The sequence below is a fragment of the Streptomyces sp. MK37H genome, assembly GCF_018035285.1.
GTDB classification, from domain to species: Bacteria; Actinomycetota; Actinomycetes; order Streptomycetales; family Streptomycetaceae; genus Streptomyces; species Streptomyces endocoffeicus.
The window spans coordinates 25,948-50,178 of the sequence record NZ_JAAAYH010000001.1; the positions used below are offsets into that span (position 1 = coordinate 25,948).

24 protein-coding genes and 4 pseudogenes are annotated in these 24,231 nt (G+C 69.4%); 7 read left to right on the forward strand and 21 right to left on the reverse strand.

Annotated features, from left to right (window positions below):
• Positions 1–6: 6 nt before the first annotated feature.
• Entirely contained in the window at positions 7–2,274 is a 2,268-nt protein-coding gene (locus tag GWI24_RS00135; protein WP_210943687.1) for an arylsulfatase, read from the forward strand.
• A gap of 80 nt (positions 2,275–2,354) precedes the next feature.
• Here the strand turns inward: GWI24_RS00135 and GWI24_RS00140 are convergent, their stop codons facing one another.
• From GWI24_RS00140 to GWI24_RS00175, 8 genes are read right to left on the reverse strand one after another with little or no spacing between them, the layout of a single operon-like run.
• On the reverse strand, positions 2,355–3,152 hold the full coding sequence (locus GWI24_RS00140) for an SDR family NAD(P)-dependent oxidoreductase (RefSeq protein ID WP_210943842.1): 798 nt from the start codon (positions 3,150–3,152) through the stop codon (positions 2,355–2,357).
• An 8-nt stretch (positions 3,153–3,160) separates the two neighbouring features.
• Positions 3,161–4,654, reverse strand: a complete 1,494-nt coding sequence (locus GWI24_RS00145; protein ID WP_210943689.1) for an aldehyde dehydrogenase family protein — start codon at positions 4,652–4,654, stop codon at positions 3,161–3,163.
• A 5-nt stretch (positions 4,655–4,659) separates the two neighbouring features.
• Positions 4,660–5,532, reverse strand: coding sequence for an ATP-binding cassette domain-containing protein (locus tag GWI24_RS00150; RefSeq protein WP_210943691.1), 873 nt, complete (start codon positions 5,530–5,532; stop codon positions 4,660–4,662).
• The gene (locus GWI24_RS00155) at positions 5,525–6,589 is read right to left on the reverse strand and encodes an ABC transporter ATP-binding protein (protein WP_210943693.1); all 1,065 of its coding nucleotides are present in this window, start codon (positions 6,587–6,589) and stop codon (positions 5,525–5,527) included. The genes GWI24_RS00150 and GWI24_RS00155 overlap by 8 nt, the downstream gene beginning before the upstream one ends.
• Positions 6,586–7,464, reverse strand: a complete 879-nt coding sequence (locus GWI24_RS00160; protein ID WP_210943695.1) for an ABC transporter permease — start codon at positions 7,462–7,464, stop codon at positions 6,586–6,588. The genes GWI24_RS00155 and GWI24_RS00160 overlap by 4 nt, the downstream gene beginning before the upstream one ends.
• A complete protein-coding gene (locus GWI24_RS00165) occupies positions 7,461–8,411 on the reverse strand; it encodes an ABC transporter permease (protein ID WP_210943696.1) in 951 nt (316 codons plus the stop codon). The genes GWI24_RS00160 and GWI24_RS00165 overlap by 4 nt, the downstream gene beginning before the upstream one ends.
• A gap of 16 nt (positions 8,412–8,427) precedes the next feature.
• A complete protein-coding gene (locus GWI24_RS00170) occupies positions 8,428–9,957 on the reverse strand; it encodes an ABC transporter substrate-binding protein (protein WP_210943698.1) in 1,530 nt (509 codons plus the stop codon).
• A 5-nt stretch (positions 9,958–9,962) separates the two neighbouring features.
• Complete coding sequence (locus GWI24_RS00175) at positions 9,963–11,036, reverse strand: isocitrate/isopropylmalate dehydrogenase family protein (RefSeq protein ID WP_210943700.1); 1,074 nt, start codon at positions 11,034–11,036, stop codon at positions 9,963–9,965.
• Positions 11,037–11,190: 154 nt separating this feature from the next.
• Between GWI24_RS00175 and GWI24_RS00180 the strand changes: the two genes are divergently transcribed.
• Both GWI24_RS00180 and GWI24_RS00185 read left to right on the forward strand, forming a co-directional pair.
• A complete protein-coding gene (locus GWI24_RS00180) occupies positions 11,191–12,651 on the forward strand; it encodes an amidase (RefSeq protein ID WP_210943701.1) in 1,461 nt (486 codons plus the stop codon).
• Positions 12,648–13,415: a FadR/GntR family transcriptional regulator gene (locus GWI24_RS00185; RefSeq protein ID WP_210943703.1), complete on the forward strand. Its 768-nt coding sequence runs from the start codon at positions 12,648–12,650 to the stop codon at positions 13,413–13,415. The genes GWI24_RS00180 and GWI24_RS00185 overlap by 4 nt, the downstream gene beginning before the upstream one ends.
• A gap of 38 nt (positions 13,416–13,453) precedes the next feature.
• On the opposite strand, the gene GWI24_RS00190 is transcribed toward GWI24_RS00185, so the two are convergent.
• The 3 genes and pseudogenes from GWI24_RS00190 to GWI24_RS00200 form a co-directional block, all read right to left on the reverse strand.
• Positions 13,454–13,663 carry a hypothetical protein gene (locus tag GWI24_RS00190; protein ID WP_210943705.1) on the reverse strand — a complete coding sequence of 70 codons (210 nt, stop codon included), beginning with the start codon at positions 13,661–13,663 and terminating at the stop codon, positions 13,454–13,456.
• Between the two features lie 82 nt (positions 13,664–13,745).
• Positions 13,746–14,210: pseudogene (locus GWI24_RS46705) on the reverse strand (SDR family oxidoreductase); the annotation flags it as partial.
• 40 nt (positions 14,211–14,250) lie between these two features.
• A complete protein-coding gene (locus GWI24_RS00200) occupies positions 14,251–14,712 on the reverse strand; it encodes an Lrp/AsnC family transcriptional regulator (protein WP_210943706.1) in 462 nt (153 codons plus the stop codon).
• 179 nt (positions 14,713–14,891) lie between these two features.
• Between GWI24_RS00200 and GWI24_RS00205 the strand changes: the two genes are divergently transcribed.
• Entirely contained in the window at positions 14,892–15,164 is a 273-nt protein-coding gene (locus tag GWI24_RS00205) for an ACT domain-containing protein (protein WP_210943708.1), read from the forward strand.
• Here the strand turns inward: GWI24_RS00205 and GWI24_RS46710 are convergent.
• Positions 15,138–15,437, reverse strand: coding sequence for a phosphotransferase (locus tag GWI24_RS46710; RefSeq protein ID WP_374103245.1), 300 nt, complete (start codon positions 15,435–15,437; stop codon positions 15,138–15,140). The genes GWI24_RS00205 and GWI24_RS46710 overlap by 27 nt on opposite strands.
• Positions 15,438–15,644: 207 nt before the next feature.
• Here GWI24_RS46710 and GWI24_RS00210 point away from each other — a divergent pair, with 207 nt between their 5' ends.
• Positions 15,645–16,430: an ABC transporter permease gene (locus GWI24_RS00210; RefSeq protein ID WP_210943709.1), complete on the forward strand. Its 786-nt coding sequence runs from the start codon at positions 15,645–15,647 to the stop codon at positions 16,428–16,430.
• Positions 16,431–16,476: 46 nt separating this feature from the next.
• On the opposite strand, the pseudogene GWI24_RS00215 reads toward GWI24_RS00210, so the two are convergent.
• From GWI24_RS00215 to GWI24_RS00225, 3 genes and pseudogenes are all read right to left on the reverse strand, one after another.
• Positions 16,477–16,898 (reverse strand): annotated as a pseudogene (locus GWI24_RS00215) (hypothetical protein); the annotation flags it as partial.
• Positions 16,899–17,019: 121 nt separating this feature from the next.
• Positions 17,020–17,412, reverse strand: a complete 393-nt coding sequence (locus tag GWI24_RS00220; protein WP_374103246.1) for an SgcJ/EcaC family oxidoreductase — start codon at positions 17,410–17,412, stop codon at positions 17,020–17,022.
• A gap of 198 nt (positions 17,413–17,610) precedes the next feature.
• Positions 17,611–18,162 (reverse strand): annotated as a pseudogene (locus tag GWI24_RS00225) (transcriptional regulator); the annotation flags it as partial.
• A 1-nt stretch (position 18,163) separates the two neighbouring features.
• Between GWI24_RS00225 and GWI24_RS00230 the strand changes: the two are divergent.
• Positions 18,164–18,595 (forward strand): annotated as a pseudogene (locus tag GWI24_RS00230) (alpha/beta hydrolase); the annotation flags it as partial.
• 86 nt (positions 18,596–18,681) lie between these two features.
• A complete protein-coding gene (locus GWI24_RS00235; protein WP_210943712.1) occupies positions 18,682–19,062 on the forward strand; it encodes a hypothetical protein in 381 nt (126 codons plus the stop codon).
• A 47-nt stretch (positions 19,063–19,109) separates the two neighbouring features.
• Here GWI24_RS00235 and GWI24_RS00240 read toward each other — a convergent pair whose 3' ends face one another.
• From GWI24_RS00240 to GWI24_RS46715, 6 genes are all read right to left on the reverse strand, one after another.
• Positions 19,110–20,084 (reverse strand): aminoglycoside phosphotransferase family protein, encoded by a 975-nt coding sequence (locus tag GWI24_RS00240; RefSeq protein ID WP_210943713.1) that lies wholly within the window; start codon positions 20,082–20,084, stop codon positions 19,110–19,112.
• A complete protein-coding gene (locus tag GWI24_RS00245) occupies positions 20,081–20,476 on the reverse strand; it encodes a signal peptidase I (RefSeq protein ID WP_210943714.1) in 396 nt (131 codons plus the stop codon). Before GWI24_RS00245 ends, GWI24_RS00240 begins: the two co-directional genes overlap by 4 nt.
• 61 nt (positions 20,477–20,537) lie before the next feature.
• Positions 20,538–21,005, reverse strand: coding sequence for a S26 family signal peptidase (locus GWI24_RS00250; RefSeq protein WP_210943715.1), 468 nt, complete (start codon positions 21,003–21,005; stop codon positions 20,538–20,540).
• 8 nt (positions 21,006–21,013) lie between these two features.
• Positions 21,014–22,999, reverse strand: a complete 1,986-nt coding sequence (locus GWI24_RS00255; protein WP_210943716.1) for an ABC transporter ATP-binding protein — start codon at positions 22,997–22,999, stop codon at positions 21,014–21,016.
• Positions 22,996–23,496: a TlpA disulfide reductase family protein gene (locus GWI24_RS00260; RefSeq protein ID WP_374103249.1), complete on the reverse strand. Its 501-nt coding sequence runs from the start codon at positions 23,494–23,496 to the stop codon at positions 22,996–22,998. The genes GWI24_RS00255 and GWI24_RS00260 overlap by 4 nt, the downstream gene beginning before the upstream one ends.
• Entirely contained in the window at positions 23,378–24,223 is an 846-nt protein-coding gene (locus GWI24_RS46715; protein ID WP_374103247.1) for a MauE/DoxX family redox-associated membrane protein, read from the reverse strand. The genes GWI24_RS00260 and GWI24_RS46715 overlap by 119 nt, the downstream gene beginning before the upstream one ends.
• Positions 24,224–24,231: the final 8 nt, after the last annotated feature.

The window sequence follows — 24,231 nt, forward strand, 5'->3', positions numbered from 1 at the left end:
TCTTGGATGACCAACGCCTCTCCTCATTCGCCGTCCATGAGCGGCACTTTTCAAGGCAAGATCGGCACCACCTACGAGGAGTCGACTCCGTGGTGGCCCGAGCAGCAGACGCTTCCCGAGGACACTCCCAATGTCGTGGTCATCGTGCTCGACGACGTCGGCTTCTCCGATCTCGGCTGCTTCGGCTCGGACATCGACACGCCGGCCATGGATGCCCTCGCCACCGGCGGCCTTCGCTACGCGAACTTCCACACCACCACGCTGTGTTCGCCGACCCGTGCCTCGCTGCTGACCGGCCGGAACCACCACTCCGTCGGCATGCGGATGCTGTCCAACTTCGACACCGGCTTCCCCAGCGGCCGCGGACGGATCACCACGGCCGCCGCGACCCTGCCCGAGGTGCTGCGCAACAGCGGCTTCAACACCATGGCCGTGGGCAAATGGCACCTGGCGCCGATGGAGCAGACCACCCCGTCCGGGCCGTACACCCAGTGGCCGCTGTCGCGCGGGTTCGAGCGCTACTACGGCTTCCTGGAAGCTGAGACGGACAGCTTCCATCCGGAGCTGTTCTACGACAACCACGCCGTGGACCCGCCGAAGACCCCGGAAGAGGGCTACCACCTCAGCGAGGACCTGGTCGACCGGTCGATCGAATTCGTCCGCGACCAGGCATCGGTCACGCCGGACAAGCCTTTCTTCCTGTACCTGGCGTTCGGCGCGGCGCACGCCCCGCACCAGGCTCCCCAGGAGTACCTGGAGAAGTACCGTGGCCGGTTCGACCACGGCTGGGACGCCGAGCGCGCCACCCGGCACGCCCGCCAGATCGAACGGGGCATCCTGCCGCCCGGCACCGAGCTGGCGCCGCGCAACCCCGGGGTCGTGCCCTTCGACGAGCTGTCGGACGACGAGAGGAAGCTGTCCGTACGCCTCCAGGAGGCGTATGCGGCGATGCTCGACCACACCGACCACCAGATCGGCCGGCTCATGGAGTTCCTGGAGCAGATAGGCCAGATGGAGAACACCATCACCATCCTGCTCTCGGACAACGGGGCCAGCCAGGAAGGCGGGCAGAAGGGTTCGCTCAACCCCACCGCCTTCCAGAACGGCATCTCCGAGGACCTGGAGGAGATGGTCGCGCGGATCGATGACATCGGTACCGAACGCGCGCACGCCAACTATCCCTGGGGCTGGGCGCAGGCGGGGAACACACCGTTCAAGCGCTACAAGCAGAACACCCACGAAGGCGGCGTGCGCTGCCCGCTCATCGTGCGGTGGCCCCGGGGGCTGCCGCGCACCGGCGAGGTCAGGCAGCAGTTCCACCATGTCAACGACATCATGCCGACCCTTTTCGAACTGCTCGGTGTACAGGCCCCCGAGGTCTACAACGGCATCCCGCAGCTGCCGGTCCACGGTGTGAGCATGGCCTACACCTTCGGCTCGCCGGCCGCGCCGACGCGCAAGGAAGCCCAGTACTTCGAGATGTTCGGGCACCGCGCGATCTGGCACGACGGCTGGAAGGCGGTCGCCTTCCACCAGCGCGGATCGTCCTTCGACACGGACCAATGGGAGCTCTACCACCACGACACCGACTTCTCGGAGTGCAACGACCTGGCGCAGGAGCGGCCCGAGCAACTGCAGAAGATGATTTCCCGCTTCTGGGTGGAGGCAGGAAAGTACGATGTGCTGCCGCTGGACGACCAGGGGTTCGCCTACCGGGCGAAGATTCCGCGTCCCGGCTCGCCGCGCAGGCGCACCACCTTCACCTACTACCCCGGCATGGCCCATCTGCCCATTGCCGCGGTGCCACCGGTGATGAACCGCGCGCACCGCATCACCGCGCACGTCGACCGGGCCGCCGCGTCGGACGAGGGCGTCCTGGTGTCCCTGGGCAACATCAGCAGCGGTTACGTCCTGTACGTCAAGGACAACCGGCTGGTCTACGAGTACAACTTCCTCGGCACCCGGTACACGGTGACCTCGGAGGAAGAACTCCCCACCGGACCGGCGGAGTTGAGCTTCGAATTCGTCAAGACCGCTGACATGCAAGGCACCGGACACCTGTACGTGTCGGGCAGGCCGGTCGGCACCGAGGCCATTCCGCGGGTCCTCCCGCACTTTCTGGGATGGCAGGGCATGGACATCGGCCGGGACACCCTGTCGCCCTCCTCGCCCAGCTATGACGGCGAATTCGCGTTCACCGGGACGTTCGAGAAGGTGGTGTTCACGGTCGCGCCGGACGAAGAGGGCACCGAGCCCTTCGAGCGCATCGACTGATCCGGCCCCTGACGGCTTCAGGCCCCTCTCCCGAGGTGAAGTGCCTCGGGAGAGGGGCCTGAAACATGTGCGACCTCCGGTCAGCTGGGTGGCGTATAGCGTCCGTCGATCGCCGTCCAGCCTCCATCCACGAAGAGCTGGCTCCCCGTGACGAAGGAAGACGCGTCCGACGCGAGGTAGACGACGGCGCCGGCCAACTCGTCGGCCCGGGACCAGCGGCCCAGGGCGCTCTTGCTGGCGTAGGCCTCCGACCACTCCGGCACGGCTCGGATCTGCGCGGTCAGCGGTGTGTCCACGACGCCCGGGGCGATGGTGTTCACCCGCACGCCCGATGGGCCCAGCTCGGCGGCCGCGGCCCGCAGCAGCTGGACGAGGCCGGCCTTCGTGGCCGCGTACACCCCCTGGCCCGGCTCGACGGACACCGCGCGGATCGAGCTGAAGCCAATGATGCTTCCCCCGCCGCGTTCGGCCATGCCCCGGCCGAACGCCCGCACCAGGTCGAAGGACGCGCGTAGATTGAGCGCCACGACCCGCTCGAATTCCTCCGCCGTGTAGTCGAGCAGGGGCTTGCGCACGTTCGTCGCGGCCGTGAAGACGAGCACGTCGACGGGTCCGATCTCCTCGGCGGCACGCGCGACGGCCTCCCGGTCGAGCACGTCGAGGGCGTACGCGACCAGGTCCGGCCCCATCGACGCCGACTCCTCGGCCGCTGTCAGATCACGGTCGGCGCACACCACCGTGGCGCCGTGTGCCGAGAGCGCCAGGGCGCTCTCGCGGCCGATTCCGCTGCCCGCGCCCACCACGACGGCCTTGCGGCCGTCGAGCCTGAACAGGCGGGAGTACGCGTCCACCGGATCGGTGTGGTCCGTTGCTCGCACTGTGGTCCTCACGGCTTCTGTGTCGTCGGGCGGATCACTGCCATACGGGTGACGGTGAGCTCCTCGATGGCGAACCTCGGGCCCTCCCGTCCGGCCCCGGAGTCCTTCACGCCGCCGTACGGCATGACATCGGACCGGAAGCCGGGAACCTCGTTGACGACCACTCCGCCCACCTCCAGGCGGTCGAGAGCGGTGAACGCCGTCTCCAAGGCGCTGGTGTAGACGCTCGCGTGCAGTCCGTAGCGTGAGTCGTTGACCAGGTCGAGGGCGGTGTCCAGATCGGGGACGGACCGTACCGCGACCACGGGGGCGAAGACCTCCTCGTTCCAGACGGCGAGCGCGCGGTCCACGTCGAGCAGCACGGTGGGCTCGAGCACCCCGTCGGTGACACCGCCTCCGGCGACGAGCGAGGCCCCCGCCGCCACCGCTTCGTCCAGCCACGCGCGGACCCGCTCGGTCGACCGTTCGTCGATGAGTGCCGAGACGCGCGTCGCCGGATCGCGGGGATCGCCCACGGCCACCCGGGCCACCCGCTCCGTCAGGCGGGCCACGAACTCCTCCCGCACGGCGTCCACCACGATGACCCGCTGCACGCTGATGCACGCCTGGCCCGACGCGTAGTACCCGCCGCGCACCACCGCGTCGGCGGCGGCGTCGAGGTCGGCGTCGGCGGCCACCACCAGGGCGGCGTTGGAGCCGAGTTCGAGCAGCACCTTGGTGGGTGCCGCGTCCCGGGCGATCTGGTGGCCCACGGCGGCGGAACCGGTGAAGGACACCGCACCGATCCGGCGGTCGGTGGTCAGTGCGACACCCACCTCGGGGCCCCCGGTCACCAACTGGACCGCGGCTTGCGGCGCGTCGGCGGCGCCGAGGGCCTCGCGGAGGAGGTGCACCAGCCACAGGGTGGCCAGCGGCGTCTGCGGGGCGGGTTTGACGATGACCGGGCAGCCGGCGGCCAGGGAGGGCGCGACCTTGTGCGCGGCGAGCAGCAGCGGGTAGTTGAAGCCCGCGATGCCCACCACCACGCCGATCGGCTTGCGGGTCCAGAAGCCGAGCAGCCCCTCGCCCGACGGCAGCAGGTCCAGCGGCACGGTTTCCCCGTGCAGCCGGGCCACTTCCTCGGCCGCCGTCAGCAGTGTCAGCAGGGTGCGGTCCACCTCGACACGGCAGTCGACCAGCGGTTTGCCGGTCTCCAGGACCAGGAGCCGCTCGAAGTCCGCGCGTCGGGAGGCGATTGCCTCGTGTGTGCCGAGCAGCGCGGCCCTGCGGGTGTGCGAGGGGAGCCGTCCGACCCGCTCGCGCATCGCGAGGGCGGCGTCCACCGCTTGGCGTGCGAGTCCGGTGTCCCCGACGGGGGCACGGGCGACGAGCGTCCCGTCGTAGGGAAAGCGGACGTCCTCGCTGGCGGGTGCCTCGACCCAGTGGTCGCCGATGGGAAGACCATCGGGAAACTCCCTCACCACGGGGGATTCGCCGGCGGCGGGTTTGACATGGGTGGTCACGGTCGCTACTCCCGGTTGAGGTCGGCCGCCGACACCCCGGACAGGGCCCTGCCCAGCGTCGGAGCGGCGGCGATCAGCCTGCGTGTGTAGGAATGCTGTGGGTCCTCGTACACCTGCTCAGTGGACCCGGTCTCCACGATCTGCCCGGCGTGCATGACCGCGACCCGATCGCACACATGGCGGACCACGGACAGGTCGTGGGAGACGAAGACCAGCGTGAGGGACAACTCGTCGACGAGGTCGGCGATGAGGTTGAGCACCTGGGCCCGTACGGACACGTCCAGGGCGCTCACCGGCTCGTCGGCCACGATGATCTTCGGACGGGGGGCGAGGGCGCGCGCGATCGAGATGCGCTGCCGCTGGCCACCGGAGAACTGGTGCGGATACCGGTTCGCCGCGTCGGCTCGCAGGCCGACGGCCTCGAGCAACTCGGCCACCCGCTCACGGCGGTTCCCATGCCCCTGCGCCACGAGCGGCTCGGCCACGATGTCGCCCACGCGCATGCGCGGGTCCAGCGAACTCATTGGGTCCTGGAACACGAGTTGGAGCCGCTCGCGGACGAACTTCAGCTGTCTCTCCCGGAGCCCGGTGATGTCCCGGCCGTCGATCGCGACGCTGCCGCCCGTGGGCCGGTCGAGCCCGGCCAGGATCCGCAGCAGGGTCGACTTGCCGCACCCCGACTCGCCCACGATGCCGAACCGCTGCCCCTGGGGGACGGCGAAGCTGACGCCGCGCAGGGCGTGCACCGGCGGGCTGGAGCGGCGCAGTGAGGTACGAGGCCGTTGGTAGACGCGCGTGACGTCGCGGACGCTGATGGCGTCCACGGGGCCGGTCCGGGGCCCGGGGGCGAGAGGGACGCTGGTCGGCTGCTCAGCCACGGCCGGCCTCCTGGTTCGTGGGTGCGCCGCTCTCGGGCACCGGGTGGAAGCAGGCGTAGCCGGAGTCCGGCCCGGTCGGAACCCATTCCGGCCTGGTGGCGCACACCTCGGTCGCTTGGGCGCATCTGTTTCTGAACACGCATCCGGCGGGGAACTGCCCCGCCGCCGGAACGGACCCGGGGATCGTGGCCAGCCGACCGCGGTCGTCGACCACGGTCAGATCCGACGCGCCGATCAGGCCCTGGGTGTAGCGGTGCCGGGGCCGGGTGAACACCTCCCGGACCGGGCCGGACTCGACCAGCCGCCCGCCGTACATGACCATGACCCGCTCGCAGGCGGTGGCCACCACGGCCAGATCGTGGGTGATGAAGAGCATGGCCGACCTGCGGTCCTTGACGCCTCGCACGATCAGGTCGAGCACTCGCGCCTGCACCGTGACGTCGAGCGCGGTGGTGGGCTCGTCGCAGACCAGGAGCGCGGGGTCGTTCGCGAGGGCGATGGCCAGCACCACCCGCTGCCGCTGGCCCCCGGAGAACTGGTGCGGGTAGGCCTGTGCGGCGGCCTCCGGGTCGGGAAGCCCCACCTGGGCGAGGAGTTCCACGGCGGCGGCCCGGGCGGACGCGCGGTCGGGCCTGGTCCGGTGGATCAGCAGCACCTCGGCGATCTGCCGCCCGACCCTCATCGTGGGGTTCAGCGCGGTCATGGGCTCCTGGAAGACCATGGCGAGCTCCTTGCCCCGCACCCGGGACATCCGCGACTCGTCGGCACCCACCAGATCATGGCCGACTCCGGCGAGCCGTACCGACCCCGAGGCCCGCAGCCCCTCGGGGAGCAGGCCCATGACGCTCAGCGCGGTCAGCGACTTGCCCGACCCGGACTCACCGATCAGGCCGACCCGCTCGCCCGCCCGGATGGTGAAGCCGACGTCTTCGACGAGTTTGCGGCCGCCCACCGTGACGTCGAGGTTCCGCACGGTCAGTACATCATCGGGGCAGTCGGGGGAGCCCTGCCCGGAGGCCGATGCGGTGGCGGATGCCGTGTCGGGTGCCGGGGTCATCGGCGGTCCTCCAGCTTGGGGTCGAAACGGTCGCGCAGGCCGTCACCGAGCAGATTGAATCCGAGCACCGCCACCGCGATCGCGACGCCCGGGAACACGGCGAGCCGGGGCGCGATCGACAGCAGCTCCTGGCTCTCCTGGAGCATCCGGCCCCAGGACGGTGTGGGCGGCGGGGTTCCGAAGCCGAGGAACGACAGCGCGGCTTCGGCGAGTACGGCGATGGCGAAACCGACCGACGCCTGCACGATGACGAGACTGCTGACATTGGGCAGGACATGCCGCACGGCGATCGCGAACGGCCCACGGCCCGCCGCGCGCGCGGCGATGACGTATTCGGTCTTCATCACCTGGAGCGTGCCGCCGCGGATCAGCCGGGCGAAATTGGGGATGGACGCGATGCCGATGGCGACCATCGCGACCAGCGTGCTGGCGCCGTACACGGCGGCGAACATGATGGCCAGCAGGAGCGCCGGGAAGGCGAGAAGCATGTCGTTGCCGCGCATCAGCAGCTCGCCGAACCAGCGGGGCGCCATTCCGGCGACGATGCCGAGGGGCACTCCGACCAGGGCGGCCACCCCCACCGCCACGAAGCCGACGAACAGCGTGGTGCGTGAGCCCATCAGGATCTGGCTGAACACGTCCCGGCCGAATTTGTCCGTGCCGAACCAGTACTCCGCCGAAGGCTCCTGCAGCCGCGCCGACGGGTTCACCAGGGTCGGGTCGTGCGGGGTCCACACGAAGGACAGCAGCGCCATGCCGAGCACGAGCGCGACGATGAGACCGCCCACCAGGAGGCTGCCCGTGATCGGGCGCCGCCGCCGACGGCCGCCGGGCACCGCGGACGCGACGGCGGCTTCCGTGTCCAGAGCACTCATGACGCACCCACCCTCAGCCGCGGGTCGATCACCAGGTAGATGAGATCCACCAGGAAGTTCACCAGCAGCACCGCCATTGCGATGATCATGACCACGTCCTGCACCAGGATGAGGTCCCGGTTGGAGACGCTGTCCAGCAGCAGGCTCCCGAGCCCGGGGATGACGAAGACCCTCTCGATGACGACGGCGCCCACCAGCAGTGTGGCGAGGTGCAACCCCAGGACGGTGACCACGGGCACCGCCGCGTTCCGCAGGCCGTGTCGCAGCAGCGCCTGCGTCGGGCGCAGTCCCTTGGCACGAGCGGTGCGCAGGTAGTCCTCCCGGAGGACGTCCAGCACGGCGCTGCGGACATAGCGGGTGAGCATTGCTCCCTGCACCATTCCGAGGGACAGCGCGGGCAGCACGAGTTGCTTGAGGAACAGGACCGGATCCTGCGCCGGGGGCGTCCAGCCGTTCGCCGGCAGCCACCCGAGGCCCACCGCGAACACGGTGATCAGGAGGATGCCCGCGAGGAAAGCCGGGACGGCCACGCCGACCTGGGACAGGGCCGAGAGAATGAGCCCGGACGGCCTGCGGTGCCGCACGGCCATGAGCGTGCCCATGGGGATCGCCAGGATGCAGGCGAGCACCATCCCGGCGCCGACGAGCCACAAGGTGACCTGGAGGCGGTCGGCGATCTGCGGGCCGATCTGCGCGTGTGAGACGTACGAGGTTCCCGGGTCGAAGGTCACCAGCCCGCGTACCCAGCTCAGGTACTGGGTCACGAGCGGCCGGTCGAGCCCGAACTGCTCGCGCAACTGCGCCACGGCCGAATCCGACGCGCTGGTGCCGAGGGCGACACGGGCCGGATCCCCTGGCAGGATCGCCATGAACGCGAACACCAAGACGGAGCTCACGGCGAGGCTGGCCAGGAGGATCGCGATCCGCTGCACTAGACGGACGATCATTGATTCAGGCCGCCTTTCAAGACCGGCCCAGGCCGGTGAGGTCCAGCGACTCGGAGACGGCGTTCACCGGCAGGCCGGTGATGCCCTTGTTCGCCACCATCAGATTCGGCTGAAGGAACAGCCAGTCGGCCGCGGCGTCCTTGGACAGAAGCCGGGCGGCCTTCCGCATGTAGGTGATCTGCTCCTTCTGGGTGCCCTGGTCCGCCTTCTGCAGCAACGCGCGGAATTCAGGGCTGTCGTAGCGGGTGTAGAAGTTCTTGTCCCCGAACACCGTCTGCATGTCGCGAGGCTCCACATGGGAGATGATGGACATGTCGTAGTCGGCGTTCTTGAACACGGTGGACAGCCAGGCGGCGGGGAACTCCAGCTGGTCGAACTTGACCTTGAACCCGACCTGTTCGAGCTGGCTCTTGACCACGGTGCCGCACGCGGTGGCATAGGGCAGCGTCGGAACCCGCAGCCGCAGCGTCTGGCCGGCCACGCCGGACTCCTTGAGGAGCTTCTTGGCCTTGCTGCGGTTGTACGGATACTCGTTCGTGAGGTTCTGGTACCACGGGTCGGTCGGAGGGACCATGCTGCCGATGAGCTTGCCGCGGCCTCCCCAACAGGTCTCCAGCAGGGATTTGTGGTCGATCGCGTAGCGGACCGCCTGGCGGGCCTTGAGATTCTTCAGCGGGCCCGAGCCGTTGTTGAGGGAGAGGAGCACCTCACCGTTGGTCGTGCCCTCGATGACCTTGTACTGCGGGTCGTTCTGGAACTGGTCCAGCGATTCCGGGGTCTGCATCGTGCCGATCACATTGATGGCACGCGAGCGCAGCGCGTTGTTCATGGCCGTCGGGTCCTTGAAGTACTTCAGGGTGACCGACGCGAAGTGCGGTGTGCGCCCCCAGTAGCCATCACGGCGGGCCAGGGTGATCGAGTCGCCGCGGTTCCACTCCTTCACCTCGTACGGGCCGGTGCCCACCGGATCGGTGGCCAGCTTGTCCACGCCGGTCCGGCTGAACATCGCGCCGACGCGGGTGGTCATCCGGTACAGCCAGTCGTTGCTCGGCTTTTTCAGGGTGACCTTGAGTTCCGTGGGCGACACCGCCCGCACCGTGTCGACGACACCCATCTGGGCCTTCTGCGCTACCGTCCACGCGGTTTTGACGCGTTCGATGGAGAACTTGGCGTCCTCGGCCGTGAACGGTCGCCCATTGCTGAACTCGGCGTTCTTCACCAACTGGAACGTGTACGTCTTGCGGTCCTTGGACAGGCTCCAGGAGGTGGCCAGTTGGGGCTGTATCTTCCCGGACTGGTCCAGCTTCACCAGGTTCTCGTAGACGTTGTAGAGCAGCGCCTGCGGAATGGCGGCACCGGCGGTCTTGGTCATGTCGAGGTTGGCCGGTTCGGCGTTGAGGCCGATCGTCAGGGTGTTGCTCTTGTCGGGGCTGCCGCTGCTGTCCCCGTCCGTCGTGGACCCGGCCGAGCAGCCTGCCACCAGCAGGCATGCGAGCGTGGCTGCGACCGTCCCGGCGTGCCGCGTGAACTGCGCGTTCTGTGTCATGTGTACTAACCCTGGCTTTCCATTGTGTGCAGGACGGCTGATGCCACATCAGCTGTAGTGGCGTTGCCACCGAGATCGGCCGTGTGGTGTCTGGTGTCTCTCAAGGTGCCCGCCACCGCGTCGCGGATACGGCGAGCCGCGCCGGCGTGTCCGAGGTCGTCGAGCAGCAGCGCACCGGAGAGCATGCACGCCACCGGATTCGCCACGCCCTTCCCGGCGATGTCCGGCGCCGAGCCGTGGACGGGTTCGTAGATGCCCGGCACACCTCCGCCCGGCAGGACGTTGGCGCTGGGCGCCATGCCCATACCGCCGGCGAGCACGGCGGCGAGATCGGACAGGATGTCGCCGAACAGGTTGCTCGTGAGCAGCACATCGAGGGAGCGCGGAGCCTGGATCATGCGGGCGGCCATGGCGTCGACCAGCACCGTTTCCAGCTGGACCTGTGGGTACTGCTCGCCGACCTCGCGCACCACCCGGTCCCACAGCGGATAGCCGTAGCGCATCGCGTTGGACTTGGTCACCAGGCACAGATTCCCCGACCGGCGACCGGCCAGGGCGAAGGCATGGTGCGCCGCGCGCTCGATGACGCGGCGGGAGTGCACGGCGACCTCGATGCCCAGATCGTGTCCGCTGTCGGCGTGTGCCACCCCGCCGGCACCGACGTATTCGCCCTCGGTGTTCTCGCGCACGATCACCAGATCCACGCCATCGGTGTCGCGCACCTTGGTGGGAACGCCGAGGAAGGCGCGGACCGGGCGGAGGTTCACGGCGAGGTCGAGTTGCTGCCGCAGGCCGATGATCAGGCCCCAGATCAGCTCGTGCTCCGGCACATCGGGTCGTCCGACGGCGCCGAACAACACCGCGTCCGTCTTCTTGACGAGGTCGGCCGCGTCGGCCGGCATCGCCGCGCCCTGCCGGAGGAACCGCTCACCTCCCCAGTCGAACGAGGTCACGTCGAGCCGGTGTCCGTCTGCCTCCAGCGCCGCCCGGAGCGTGGGCACGGTCGCCGCGACGACCTCCGGGCCGATTCCGTCACCTGGAATGACCGCGAGCCGCACGACTTTGGTGCCCCGCGTCATGGACGCCACCTTCCGTTATCACTGGCCTGACCAGTAAGCTCACTTGGCAGGTACCGTGACGATTGAAGCTGTACTTGTCAAGGGGTCCGAACGCCCTCGGGCATCGCGAGGGGGCCACCGCCCGGCGGTAGCCGGGGCAGTAAGGAGAGTGCGAGTGCTCACGGAACAGGACCTGGCCACCATGCCGGCCGTCGAGATGCTGGCCGGATTCGCCGACGGCACATTGTCGCCGGTCGAGGTCCACGACGCCGTCCAGTCGGTGATCGAGGCGCGCGAGAGCGTGCTCAACGCGTTCTGGGCGCGGGATCCGGACGAGTCCCGCAAGGCGGCACTGGCCAGCGAGGCCCGATGGGCGGCGGGGGAACCGCTCGGGCTCATCGACGGCGTGCCCGTGACCCTCAAGGAGAACGTCGCCCGCAGGGGCGTCCCGATGCCCTCGGGCAACGCGGGGACCGAACCGGTCGTCCCCGAGGCGGACGCGCCCATCACCGCGCGAGTCGCCGAATCCGGCGGAGTGATACTCGGATCGACCGTGATGCCGGACTGGGGCATGCTCTCCTCGGGCGTCTCCAGCCGGCACGGCATTACGCGCAGCCCCTGGAACCCCGGCTGGACGACGGGCGGTTCCAGCTCCGGCGCGGGGGCCGCGGCCGCCGCGGGATACGGTCCGCTCCACGTCGGCACCGACATCGGAGGATCGATCCGGCTGCCGGGCACCTGGCTGGGCCTCGCCACGCTCAAGCCCAGCTACGGGAGGATCCCGCTGGACACCCCGTACCTGGGGCGCGCCGCCGGTCCCATGACCCGCACCGTGGCGGACGCGGCCCTGTTCATGCGCGTCCTGAGTCAACCCGATCCCCGGGACTGGACGAGCCTGCCGCCGCAGGACATCGACTGGTCGGCGCTGGACGGCGAGGTACGCGGACTGCGGGTGGGAGTGCACCTGGACGCCGGCTGCGGGGAGCCGTGCGACGCCGAGATCCTCGCCGCGGTGAACCGTGCCGCCGCGGTCTTCGAGGCGGCGGGAGCCGTCGTGGAGCCGGTCGAGCCGTATCTGACCCAAGAGCTCCTGGACGATCTGGACCTGTTCTGGCGGGTGCGGTCCTGGAACGACTTCCGCGCCCTGACGCCCGAGGCCCAACTGCGCGTCCACCCTCACATCATCCGGTGGTGCCAGGGCGGCGCCGATGTGCCGGGCACCAGGATCCTCCAGTGCTACCAGCAGATCATGAGCATCCAGGCGCGGACCGTGGCCGCGACGCTCCCGTACGATCTGGTGCTCTCGCCGGTGGCGCCGGTGGCGGCGTTCGCCGCCGAGCAGCCGATGCCCTTCTCCAGGGACGAGAAGACCATGGCCCATATCGGCTTCACCGCGCCGTACAACATGTCGGGCCAGCCCGCCGCGACCGTCAACTGCGGCTTTACGGCGGACCGCCGTCCCATCGGGGTGCAGATCGCGGGCCGCCGTTTCGACGATCTCGGCGTCCTGAGGGCGGCGGCATGGTACGAACGGAGCCGGCCTGCCGAGGCGGTCCCGCACTGGCCGGACGACGCCGATGGGGCGCTCACGAGGGAGAAGACGACATCGACCACGCCCGAAGGGGAGAAGCCTTGAGCGACGGGGCACAGTTCCGGCAGGTCGCGCCGGTACGGCTCTACCAGAGCATCGTCGAGCAGATCGAGCAGGCGATCGTGCGCGGTGACCTCAAGCCCGGTCAACGACTGCCGAGCGAGCGGGAGTTGGTGACGCAGTTCGGGGCCAGCCGTCCCACGGTGCGCGAGGCGCTGCGTGTGCTGGAGAGCGACGGCCTCGTCCGCTCGCGCCCGGGTGACCCGAACGGCCCGGAGATCCTGCCCTACTCGTCGGCCGGCCTGACCAAGCAGATGACCCGGCTCGTCCAGTTCGACAATGTGTCGATGGCCGAGTTGATCTCGTTCCGCATGATCCTCGACGGGTCGGCGAGCTCGCTGGCGGCCCGGCTGCGGTCCGAGGAGGAGCTGTCCGCCATGGAACGGACGATCGCCGTCATGTCGGAGGCGATCGAGGCAGGGTACGAGGAGTTCAGCAAGGCGGACGTCGCATTCCACGAGGCGGTGGCCGTGGCCAGCCGCAACTCCCTCATCGAGGTCTGCAACCAGGTGGTCAGGGGCGCGGTCCTCGCGCTGATCTCGGACAAGGTCGCCCATGCGCACAACAGCGCGGCGCTCATGCGGGAGTCGCTCCGCCACCATCAGGAGGTGCTCGAGGCGATCCGGACGGGGGACGGCCAGGCGGCGGCACGCATCTCGCGGCGCAAGCTCTACGAGTACTACGCCGGCTACGTCCCCGAGAACGAGCGGGGGCCGCTGCTCGCGCTCGTGGAGGACGAAGAGAGCTGACCCCCGCTGCCTCCCGCCCGGCGCGGGAGCCGTTTCCCTCAGTGCAGCGATCGGCCGCCGTCGACGGCGAGGGTGGCTCCGGTGAGGTAGCCGTTGGTCCCGGCTAGCAACACCGCTTCGGCGATCTCCTCGGCCGTGCCCGCTCTGCCGATCAGATAGCCGCGCCGCTCGTCGACGTGTCCGCGCTCGCTCGGCGAGCGCCGCTCCTGAGCCGTCCTGGCCAGGGGAGTGTCGACCAGACGGGGCACACACAGGCCACCCGGATGCCCCGGGGGCGAGGTCCAGGGCCATCGAACGGCTCAGGCCCACGGCCGCGGACTTCGACGCGACGTAGGCGGCCATCTCGGGGACCGGCCGCACCCCGGCGGCGGACGAGACGACCACGGTCGCCCCGCCTTCGCCCATGAGGGGCAGCAGCGCCCGGCTGACCGTCCACACCCCGGTCACGTTCACGGCGAAGGCCCGATGCCAGTCCTCCTCCGCCGTCCCGGCCGCGGTGTCCACCGCTCCGACGGCGACCGTCCCCGCGCAGTGCACCAGCAGGTCAAGGTGGCCGTGGGCATGGGCGACCCGTTCGGCGAGCGCCTGCACGGACGCGCTGCCGGTGACGTCCACCGGCTCTTCCCCCGCGACCGGAGCCCGGTCCGCCACCACTACGGCGGTGCCTCCCGCCCGCAGCCGTGCGACCACGGCGGCACCGGTTCCACCGGCGCCCCGGTGACGACCGCGACGCCCGGGGCGATACTGGCGCGGTTTATGCGACCTTGCTACTGGTCGGACCAGTAGCAAGGTCACCGCACCAGGAGTATTCCAGGGCCGCGGTTCCCCGAATACCTCAGGGCACGGGAGCTCCGCGTTGCCAGGAGTCGATGACGATCAGCGTCTTCGTCTGGAGCACACCAACCCCCTTACGACGCAGCCGATTGACCACTTTCTGCAGGTCATCGACGCTGTCGACATGCAACCTGACGAGCGCGTCCACATCGCCGGTGAGCGTCAACACCTCGTCGACCTCCGGCAGGGTCGACGCGAACTCCACGATGTCGTGGATGTCGGTGTCACCCGTGAAACGCAGCTCCGTGACCGCCTGAAGGCCCTGACCCAGCTTGGCCTGATCCGTGGTGATCGTGTAGCCGGTGATGACTCCCGACTCCTCCAGGCGTGCGATGCGCCGACGCACCGGCGCCGGGGAGAGCTTCACCAGGCGTGCGATGTCGCGAACGGTGCGCCGCCCGTCGGCTCGCAACAACTCCAGGATCTGCAGATCGACCGAGTCGAGATGTACGGGTGCCGACATGCCGGAAGTGTAAGCAGTACTTTCCCCAACGGTCACTCCCGCCCCGGCCGGACTGCTCAGGAGGAGCGTGTTCCGCATCGCTGCGCACACTTTCGTTGTGGACGGATCGGGCCCTTGAAACCGTGTCCCTCATGTCACCGTCGACACAACCGGCAACACACGTTGCCCCCTCCGAAACCGTGAAGCCAGGCAGCCACCAGGCCGGTGCCGTACTGCGACTCGATGTCCTCGCCACGCCCCTGGCGGTCGCCCGGGTCGCCTCGATCCTGGCCCATCGCCAGTTCGACGTGGTCACCATGGACATCGCCGCGCCCGTTGACGGGCTGCGGAGGGTCACCATCGAGGTGGACACGGCGGACGACATCAGGTTGCAGCAGCTCGTCAAGTTCCTGAACCGCTCATCCGACGTCGTCATGGTTATCCGCCTACCAGACGACAGGGGACAGCGATGAGCCCGGACTCCGGTGCGGCACCCGCGGCGGCCCGCGCCGATGGCGTCCTGCGGTTGGTGGATCCCGGTCGGGCAACGGCCGGCCGGTGAGGTCTGCCCGGGTGTTCTCGGCGGGAATGTCCTCGGGTGCGAACCGCCGCAGGGCGGCCAAGAACTGAGCCAGTTCAATGGCGGCCCTGGAGGAGTCGGCCAGTGCCTCGACGGTCGCCACCTCGCCGTCCAGCCAGCGGGACACCGCCCACGGCCACGGATAACCGAAGCCGGGGTCGCCCACCCACCGGTACCGGGATGGCGAGGGGAAGGTGCGCGAGTTGCTGCAAGACCCTGGCAGAACTAGGAGAAGACCCGAGTGCGGTGGTTTGTCCTTTGCTGAGATGGACAGCTCGCCGAACAGAGTCGGCCACTCTGGACAGGCGATAGGCGACGTGAGGAACGCGTGACGGCCTGTCGCGCGCTACTAGCGGCAATTACGGTGAGGCACGTGACGCTCAGCGCAAGATCCCTACTGCCGGTCAACCTCACCCTCGGCGTGTTGCTGGTAGTGCTGCTGGCCGTGGCCGCGGGGGTCGCCTACTGGTTTGGTCTGTCCCCCAATCCCTCCGCCAACCGTCCGCGGGAGATCGTGGTCGCAGGCGTGCGCGCGGCGGCGCAGCTCGCCGCTGTGTCCCTGGTCATCACCTGGGCCGTCACCAGCTTGGCTGGGTTGGCCGCGTTCCTGGTCGTGATGTTCAGCGTCGCCGTGCGCACGGCGGGCCGACGGCTGACCAGCAACCGCACCTGGTGGCTGACCGCCGCACCGATCGCCGCCGGCGTCGTCCCCACGGTGGCCGCCCTGCTGCTGACGGGACTCGTTCCCGCGAAGAGCCTTGCGCTCATCCCCATCAGCGGCATCCTCATCGGCGGCGCCCTGACGGTAACGGTGCTCGCGGGCCGACGCGCACTCGATGAGCTGGAACTTCGGCGTGGCGAGGTCGAAGCGGCGATGGCTCTGGGTTTGCTCGACCGGGATGCGCGAATGGAGATCGCACGGCCGGCCGCGTCCGACGCGTTGCTGCCGGGGCTGGACCAGACGCGCACGGTCGGGCTGGTGACGCTTCCCGGGGCGTTCGTGGGCATGCTCCTGGGCGGGGCGAGCCCGCTCATGGCCGGGGCCGTTCAGCTGTTCGTCCTGATCGCCCTGATGGCGGTCCAGGCCATTGCCGTTGCAGTGACCGTCGAGCTCATCGCTCGGCACCGTCTGTTCCGTCCTGGAGCGCATGCCATCTGACGTCCGCGCCGGGACCTCGTACCTGAGGTCTATCCGGAGGGCGAATGCGGCTCCACACCGCGTCGAGACCGAACACCACCGCCAGGATGATCGCGAACACTGTCGTGCTCGTCTCCAGCGGCACGCCCATGTTGTCGGTCAGATTGTCGCTGATCAGCATGCTGACGACACTGATCAGGGCCACGACCGGCCAGTACACGCCCGCGCGATAGGCGCTGGTGCGGAACTGCACGACCAGCACCATGGCCAGCAGCGCGCTCATCAGGGCCGATACACCAGTCAGGCCGAGCCCGGCCTTCTCGTTCAGCAGGTCGGCCGCAGTCTCACCCACCGTCGTGCACAGCACCTTGATGACCCAGAGTAGAGGATGACTTCGCGCGCCTTGTTCCAGCGTCGTCGGTGACGCGACCGAGCGGCGGGCCCGTCGTCCGCTGGGGTCGGGAGAGGCTCAGATGTCTCGTAGGTGATGGAGCCTGACCCTGACACCGGACACCTGAACACAGCCTGACCACCGCGACGTCATCCTGCCGTCCTATGCGCAGGATAACGATCCGAAGACGCACCCGTCGCATGGTCGCCGGGCCGGGTCCTAATCAACCCGCACTTCGGTGTTCTGGCATGCGTGCAATAGCCACCTCCCATCGTCCTGCCTGGTCACGACGTAGAGCGGAGCGCCTTCCGTGTCGCCCGCTGCCGAGTGGTAGGCCTGGCGAACCTTGACGGCCGCCACGTCGGGCCGCAAGAACTGCGTATGCACCACTTCGTAGGTGACCTCACCGTCCCAGCTCGCGGTGGGCAGCACGGTGCGGGTGAACTCGGCGATCGCGTTGAAGCCGATGAGGACCTTGCCGTGGGCGGTCGTCCAGAGGGCATCGGGATGAAACAGCGCGAGGAAACCCTCCACGTCCTTGGCACGCTGGGTGCGCTCGACGGTGGCCACGACGTGTTCGATGGCTTTGATGTCTGCGGTTGCGGTATTCACGCGGATCACTCTGAAACTTCAAGTGAAGTTGAAGTCAAGACCCGCAGTCGCAAGGCCCCCCGGACAAGTCCTGGACAGGGACGAAGAGAGCGAGCCGCGGAGGACCCGAGCGGCCGGGCACCCCCCGTGAGGCGGCGGTCGGGCTTGGCATCGCGCCGCACCGTCGGCGCGGCGGGGGCGGCCGGGCCTGATGATTCTTCACCGCTGATCGGCCGTCCAGGACGTGAGGATGCGCAGGGCATCGTGCGAAGCGCTGCCGGGCTCGGCGGTGAGGACCATGAGGCGCTGCCCCGAGCCGTCGGGGCTGTTCCAGATGTCGCAGTCCAGCGTCAGGTCACCGGCCAGTCGATGCCGGTAGTGCTTGGTGCCGTAGCTGTCGTTGGTGACGCGGTGCTCGGCCCACCAGGTGCGGAAGTCGGCGTCCTGGACCGACAGTTCGCCGACGAGCTGGGCCAGTTCGGGGTCGTCGGGGTCTGCCGCGGCCTCCATGCGCAGCGCGGCGACGGCGTCGCGGGCGTCGTGCCGCCACTCCCGGTGCATGTCCCGGACGATCGGGTCCGTGAAGAGCAGCCGCACATAATTGCGCCGCCCCGATGGCATCCGCGAGAAGCCGGTGAACAGGGCCGCGGCGGCGACGTTCCAGGCCAGGATGTCCATCCGCCTGCCGAGAACGATGGCGGAGGCTCCCGTGAGCTGGTCGAGCAGGCGTCGCATGGTGGGCCGTACGCGCTGGACGGACCGCCGCCGGCGGCGCGGCGCCACGGTCAGCGCCGTCGACATCGCCCGCCAGTTCCGGCTGGGAGCCGACGGGGCCCAGGACCCGGCCGTGTTCCAGAGCATGCTGGCCGCCGCGGCGGACGCACGCACCACCGAGTCCCATGGTGAGACGCCGCCGGTCCTGACCCTCTTCCCCGACACCGCCGAGCAGGCCCGCGCGCTCGGCGGAGAGCACGCCGCCGAGGGCTTCGCGTACTACCGCACCCCGCGCGCCCAGCACCCCCGCTCGGCGGGCTTCCTCACCTGGACCAGCGTCGACAAGATGGCGACCTTCGACGCCTTCGGCCCGATCCCGCTGATCGGGCAACGTCCCCTGCTCATGATCGTCGGCACCCGCGCGGTCACTTCCTGGATGAGCGTCGAAGCGTTCCAGCGGGCCATCGGTCCCAAGGAGATCCACTGGATCGGCCATCGCCCGGCAGCCTCGATGGTGCCAGACGGACGGCGCGGGTCCATCCGCGCACCGTCCCCACGACTCGTCAGGAGAGAGATATGTCCGTCCGTACGTTCTGCCGTGCCGCCGTCGCGGTGACGGCAGTCGGCGTCCTGTCGTTGTTCGAGATCGGAACCGCCTCCGCGACCGGTAAGGCATCGGCCTGGTACCTGGGCCATGAAGCGGCGCGGGTGAACTACTGGAGCAGCGCGGACGACTTCCGGCTCTCCGACATCTCATACGACGGCAACTCCGTGTACGCCCAGTACCAGCGCGCCGGAGCGAGCCGGCGAACCCTGAGCAACACCAGGGGCTGTCACACCCACACCGACTTCAACCGCAGCTTCACCAACGGCCAGAGCATCAAGTACCGCGTCTGTGTGAAGGTCGCCCTCGAACCCGACAACTGCAGCGCCTGGAAATGGGACACCACGGGCTGACCACCCCGGCGACCGGACGGGCCCGCCCCGCCCGGTCGCCGGTATGCCTACGGCTGAGTGTTGCGCAGCCAGCGCAGCGAGGCGAGACCCAACGCGGTCATCATGGCCACGATGTCGGGATCGGCGGCCGGCCCGGCCGCGGCAGCGGTCCGCAGGAGAAAACCGGCGTGCAGGGCGAGCATTTCGTTGATCCGGGCGGGGTCGAGATCGCGGGTCAGCGGGTGGTTCTCGGCGATCGGCCGCGGGTCCACGCCGCTGAGGGAGGCGCTCGACACCAGGGTGACCACGTCACAGTGACGGGGGCCGATCCAGGCATGCGGCCAGTCGACGACGAAGACACGGTCCCCGCTCAGCATGATGTTGAACGGGTACAGGTCTCCGTGCAGGAGAGTGGCGCCATCCAGTGAAGCGTTCTCTTCCAGGGCGGCGAGTCGGTCGAAATGGTTGGCCGCCCAGGGTGACAGCTTCTCGACCCTGCCCCTGACAGCGGCATCGTCCGCCATCGCGAGCCATCCTCCGAGGCGCGGCTTGCTCAAGACTGCCTCGTTCATGGGCGATGGCGTCAGGACCTCCGCCATATCGGTGACGGCCGCGAGCACTCTGTCGAGTTCGTCCCGCTGCCACGGCTGGGCGGGCAGATGTCCCACGATCTCCTCGAAGGCCAGCACGACCCAGGTGCCGTCGTCGTACGCGTCGAGCAACCGCGGCGCCGGCACCTCCCTGGGAAGCCGCTGGGACACGGCGATCTCACGGCGGTGGAAGTCCGCCACCGCCGGTGCCGTCACCGAGCTGGCCGCCTTGATGAACGCACCCTTGCCGTTTCCCAGGAGCACTCGTGCGGCGAGCCCCTCGGAAAACCCGCCCCGCTGGCTGATCGCGTGGGCCACCGGGCTGCCGAGCAGCCGCTCGATCCGAGCCGTCACCTCGCGTGGCATCGCCGCCCAGTCCATCCGTCGGCTGCCTGTGGCCTCGGGCAGGCCCAGGCTTGCCGCAACGAGTCTGTCGTCGGGATCGCGTGTCATGGTCGGCTCCGAGGTCGCGCTTCACCGTTCTCTGCCACCGCGTAACCGGGCACGGACGGCCATCGGACGGTCAGTACCACCGACTCTTCCTCCGCGAACCATGAATGGTCGACCCCGTGCCCCCACACGACATAATCACCCTGCTCTTCCAGAAGAACGTCGCGGCCGGGGAGTTCCACGCGGAAACGGCCGCTGATGAGGACCAGGAGAGCCGTGCGTTCCTCGCCCCTCACCCACTCCGCTCGTTCGTCACCACGAGGGTGGACGCCCCATTTGATCTCCACGGCCTCGCTGTGGCGCGGATCGCCGACGTCCTTGAAGTGTCCGAGGAGCCACCCCCGGTCCAGTGCCGCATCCTTGCCCGCATTGCCCACGTATACGCTGTCGCTCACGGTGCCGGACGCTAGCAGCTCCTCGTGTGCGCATCTCGGCATCCCCGTGGCTGTCGCGTCCTCATCGTACGTCGGCCGGGGGGCGGGGCCGGAGGACGGTGCCCAGGACGTGTGTCGTGGGGAAGTAGCCCGCCTCGCGGGAGTCGTAGCTGTCGTGGGTGTTGTCGCCCAGGAGGACCAGTGCCCCGGGTGGGACGGAGCCACCGGCGGTGTACGGCTCCGGGAGGGCTCCCGGGGGTGGTCTGTCGCCCGCCACCGCCGCCACACGCTTGATCATCCACTCTTGTGCGGTACCCACGGCCGCTAACGCCTGGCTCGGGCTGGGTGACGAGCGCCGGCCGTCCTCCTGTCGCACGACGACCACCTGCCCGACCGCGCATCGTCCGCCGCGCCGCACCAGCACTCGCTCCCCGTCGCGGTACGTGGGCTCCATGCTCCCGCCCCGTACGGTCACGACCACGAGTGTCCGCCGTAGCACCGTTCCGGTGATGAGAGCCGCCCCGAGGGCCATACCCAGTCCCAGCACCATCAGACCCATCACACGGCCTCTTCCGGCTCTACCGGCGACTCTTCGGCGGAGAGCTGATAGCCACCGGCCTGGAGGGTGAAGAGCCGCGCGTACTCGCCGCCCGCCGCCATCAGCAGGGTGTGGTTTCCCCGCTCGGCGACCCGCCCGTCCTTGAGTACGACGATGATGTCCGCGTCCCGTAGCGCACTGAGCCGGTGCGAGATCAGGAGGCTGGTACGGGTGCTCCGCTCGCTCCGCAGGGATGCGTGGATCTCGTGCTCCGCCTCCGCGTCGAGCCCGGCCGATGGCTCGTCGAGGATCATCAGTTCGCGGCGCGTACACGCATCGCGCAGGAATGCCCTCGCCAGTGCCAGCCGTTGCCACTGGCCGCCGGAGAGGACCACGCCCGTCTCCGGGTTGCCCTTGTCCTCCTCCGTGAAGAACATCCGGGTCAGCAAGGTGTCGTAGCCCCTGGGGAGTGCGGCCAACTGACGGTCGATTCCGGCCCGTTGGGCGGACTGTCGCATCCGCTCGTGCGATCGGTCCCCATCCGCCAGCACGGTGAGGTCGCCGAGCGCGATGTTCTCCGCCGCCGTCATGTCGTACTGCATATAGTCCTGGAACACCGCGCCCACACGTTCCCGCAACCGCGCCGGATCGACGTCACGGATGTCCACGCCGTCCCACAGGATCGCGCCACGTGTCGGGTCGTAGAACCGGCAGAGCAGCTTCACCAGAGTGGACTTGCCCGCCCCGTTGAGCCCGACGAGGGCCAGCGCACGGCCCTGCGGAATGTGCAGGTCGACGCCGCGCAGCACCCACGGGAGATCGGGCGAATAGCGGAACCAGACGTCCCGGAGCTCGATCCCGTGGCGCAGTGTCGGCAGCGGGCGGGGCCGGTCCGCGACCGGCAGGTCAGAGGTGGCCTGCGTCACCGCCGTGTAGTGGTCGAACATCAGCAGCGTCTGCTGGCCCTGCGCGGCGTCGCCCGCCAACGAGGCCAGCGCCCCCTGCACACCGGCGATCGCGGCCACGAACATGGTCACATCGCCCACCGACAGCGCCCCGCCACGCGCCGCGAGGACCGCCCAGAGCAGTCCACCGCCGGAGACCAGCGCCGCCAGCCCGCCCAGCCCCGTCTGCACGGCGATTTCGCGCCGGTCCATGGCCCGCTTCGCGGCATTGGCCGTCCGCCGTTCCGTCAGCATCCGCTCGCGCAGAAACGGGCCGATGCCGAAGAGCCGGACTTCCTTGGCCGCCTCCACACTCGACAGCAGATCGGCGTAGAAGAACTCCCGCCGCTCGACCGGCCCGACCTCCCACAGCATCCGCGCCCGCCGCCGTGCCAGGGCCACTTCCGACCACAGCACGGGCACCCCCGCCACCAGCAGAATCCCGGCCATCACGGGGCTGACGAGGAGAAGCGAACCGAGGAATCCACCGATGGTCGCCCCGGCGCGCACGACACCCAGGATGCTCTCCGCCACATGGGTGGCCGTCTCGTGGCCCGCCTGCTGGGCAAGCCGCAGCCGGTCCAGGAAGTGTGGGTTCTCGAACTTCCCCAGCCCGACGAAGCCATCGACGGCGGCGAACAGCCGGTCCTGCATCTCCAGCCCCACCCGGCGGTCCAGCTCCGCTCGCGCGTATCGCATGGCCTGCGAGGCCACCACCGCCGTCACACCGAGGCAGGCCATCGCCGTACCGGGCAACAGCAGCGTTCCCGGGGCACCGCTCGCCAGGTCGTCCAGGACCAGCTTCATCAGCCAGGCCGTCACCACCGGCAACGCGCTCACCAGCAGCGACAGCCCTATGTGGAGCAGCAGGGTACCGGGGGCGGCGCGGGCGGTGACCGCGCAGACGGCGGCGAGCCGCCGCAGTGCGATCACGGCGCGCGCCGAGTGCCCGGAGGCGTGCCCCGAGTGCCCGGAAGGGGCGCCGGAAGGGGCGCCGGAAGTGGCGCAGGCGGTGTCCGCCGCCGACTCCTCGTGGCCGCCTCGCCCGCGCATGGCCCTCATACCGGAACCGTCGGCCGGGACAGGTCCACCGCGTCGTCGGTGACCACGACATCGCCCTCGGCGTCCGGCGCGACCATGAGCACCGTGGGAAACGCCATGATCTCGAATGCCGCGCCCATGGGTTCCTCGTTGCGGGTCTGGGTCACGACCTTCGCCACCGACCGCAGTTCGGCGACCATGGGCGCGGCCAGGTCCTCATCGCCCACCACGGCGGCCAGCACCCGATCGCGTCCGCCGGGCATCGTACGGGCGTACTCCATGAACTTCGGCAGTTGCTCCTTGCACGGTCCGCAGGTCGGCGTGAAGAAGCCCACCAAGGTGGTCCCGGTCATCGTGGCGCGGCTCAACGGCTCGCCGTCCACGGTGTGGGTGGCGAACTCACCCACCTGCTCGCCGAGTTCGATCGCCGAGCGTGGCCGGTCGACGGCCCTCGCCGCCAGCAGCTCGCCGTGCTCCCGCAGGCGTTTGATCACGCCCAGGGTGAGGATCAGGTCCAGCGAACACAGTGCCCCCACGAGCACCACGGCGCTGATCAGGACTGGCATGCTTCCTCCCGGATGTCCCGGATATTCCGGATGGCCTTCGGATGGTGTGTGCGCGCGTCGAATCGGGGATCCGCCGGGCCATGGACGGACCGAAGAGCTCGGCCAGGTCGTCGAGTACGGTCACCAGGGCACCCGAGACGAGCCCGGCCGCCGCCGCCACGAGCGCTCCCGTCGCCGTCGCCGGCGCCTGGTCCGTCAGTGTCATCAGGCCGGCCGCCGCCGCGACGGCGGTCAGCAGCACATTGCGCACGAGATGGCGGCGGCCGAGCGGGGCCGCCGGGGCCCCGAAACACCGGCAGGTGGCGCCCGTTCCCCGCCGTATCGTGCGGGCTGTCGCGGCCGCGAAAACGCTCAACAGCCCCGCCGCGAGGGCCAGTCCGGCCACGGTGGCGCCATCCGACGGCAGGATGAGCAGGGCACAGACCGCACCCTCCGCGGTGACCACGGCCGCCGCCGCGGGTCCGACCAGCCGCGGTGGCACCACTCCCATGGCGGGCAGCGATTCCACGAAGGCCGCGAACCTGCCCCGGCCCGCCGACTTGCTCAGGAAGGCGATCAGGAAGACCACGCCGATCATGGCCCGGACCGCGATCACCAGATACTGCACGGCAACCCTTTCAATCGAGGTAGGGGTGCGAGCGGAGAGTGAAGGCGGCCCCCGAATGCCCCCGTTGGCCACTCGGGGGC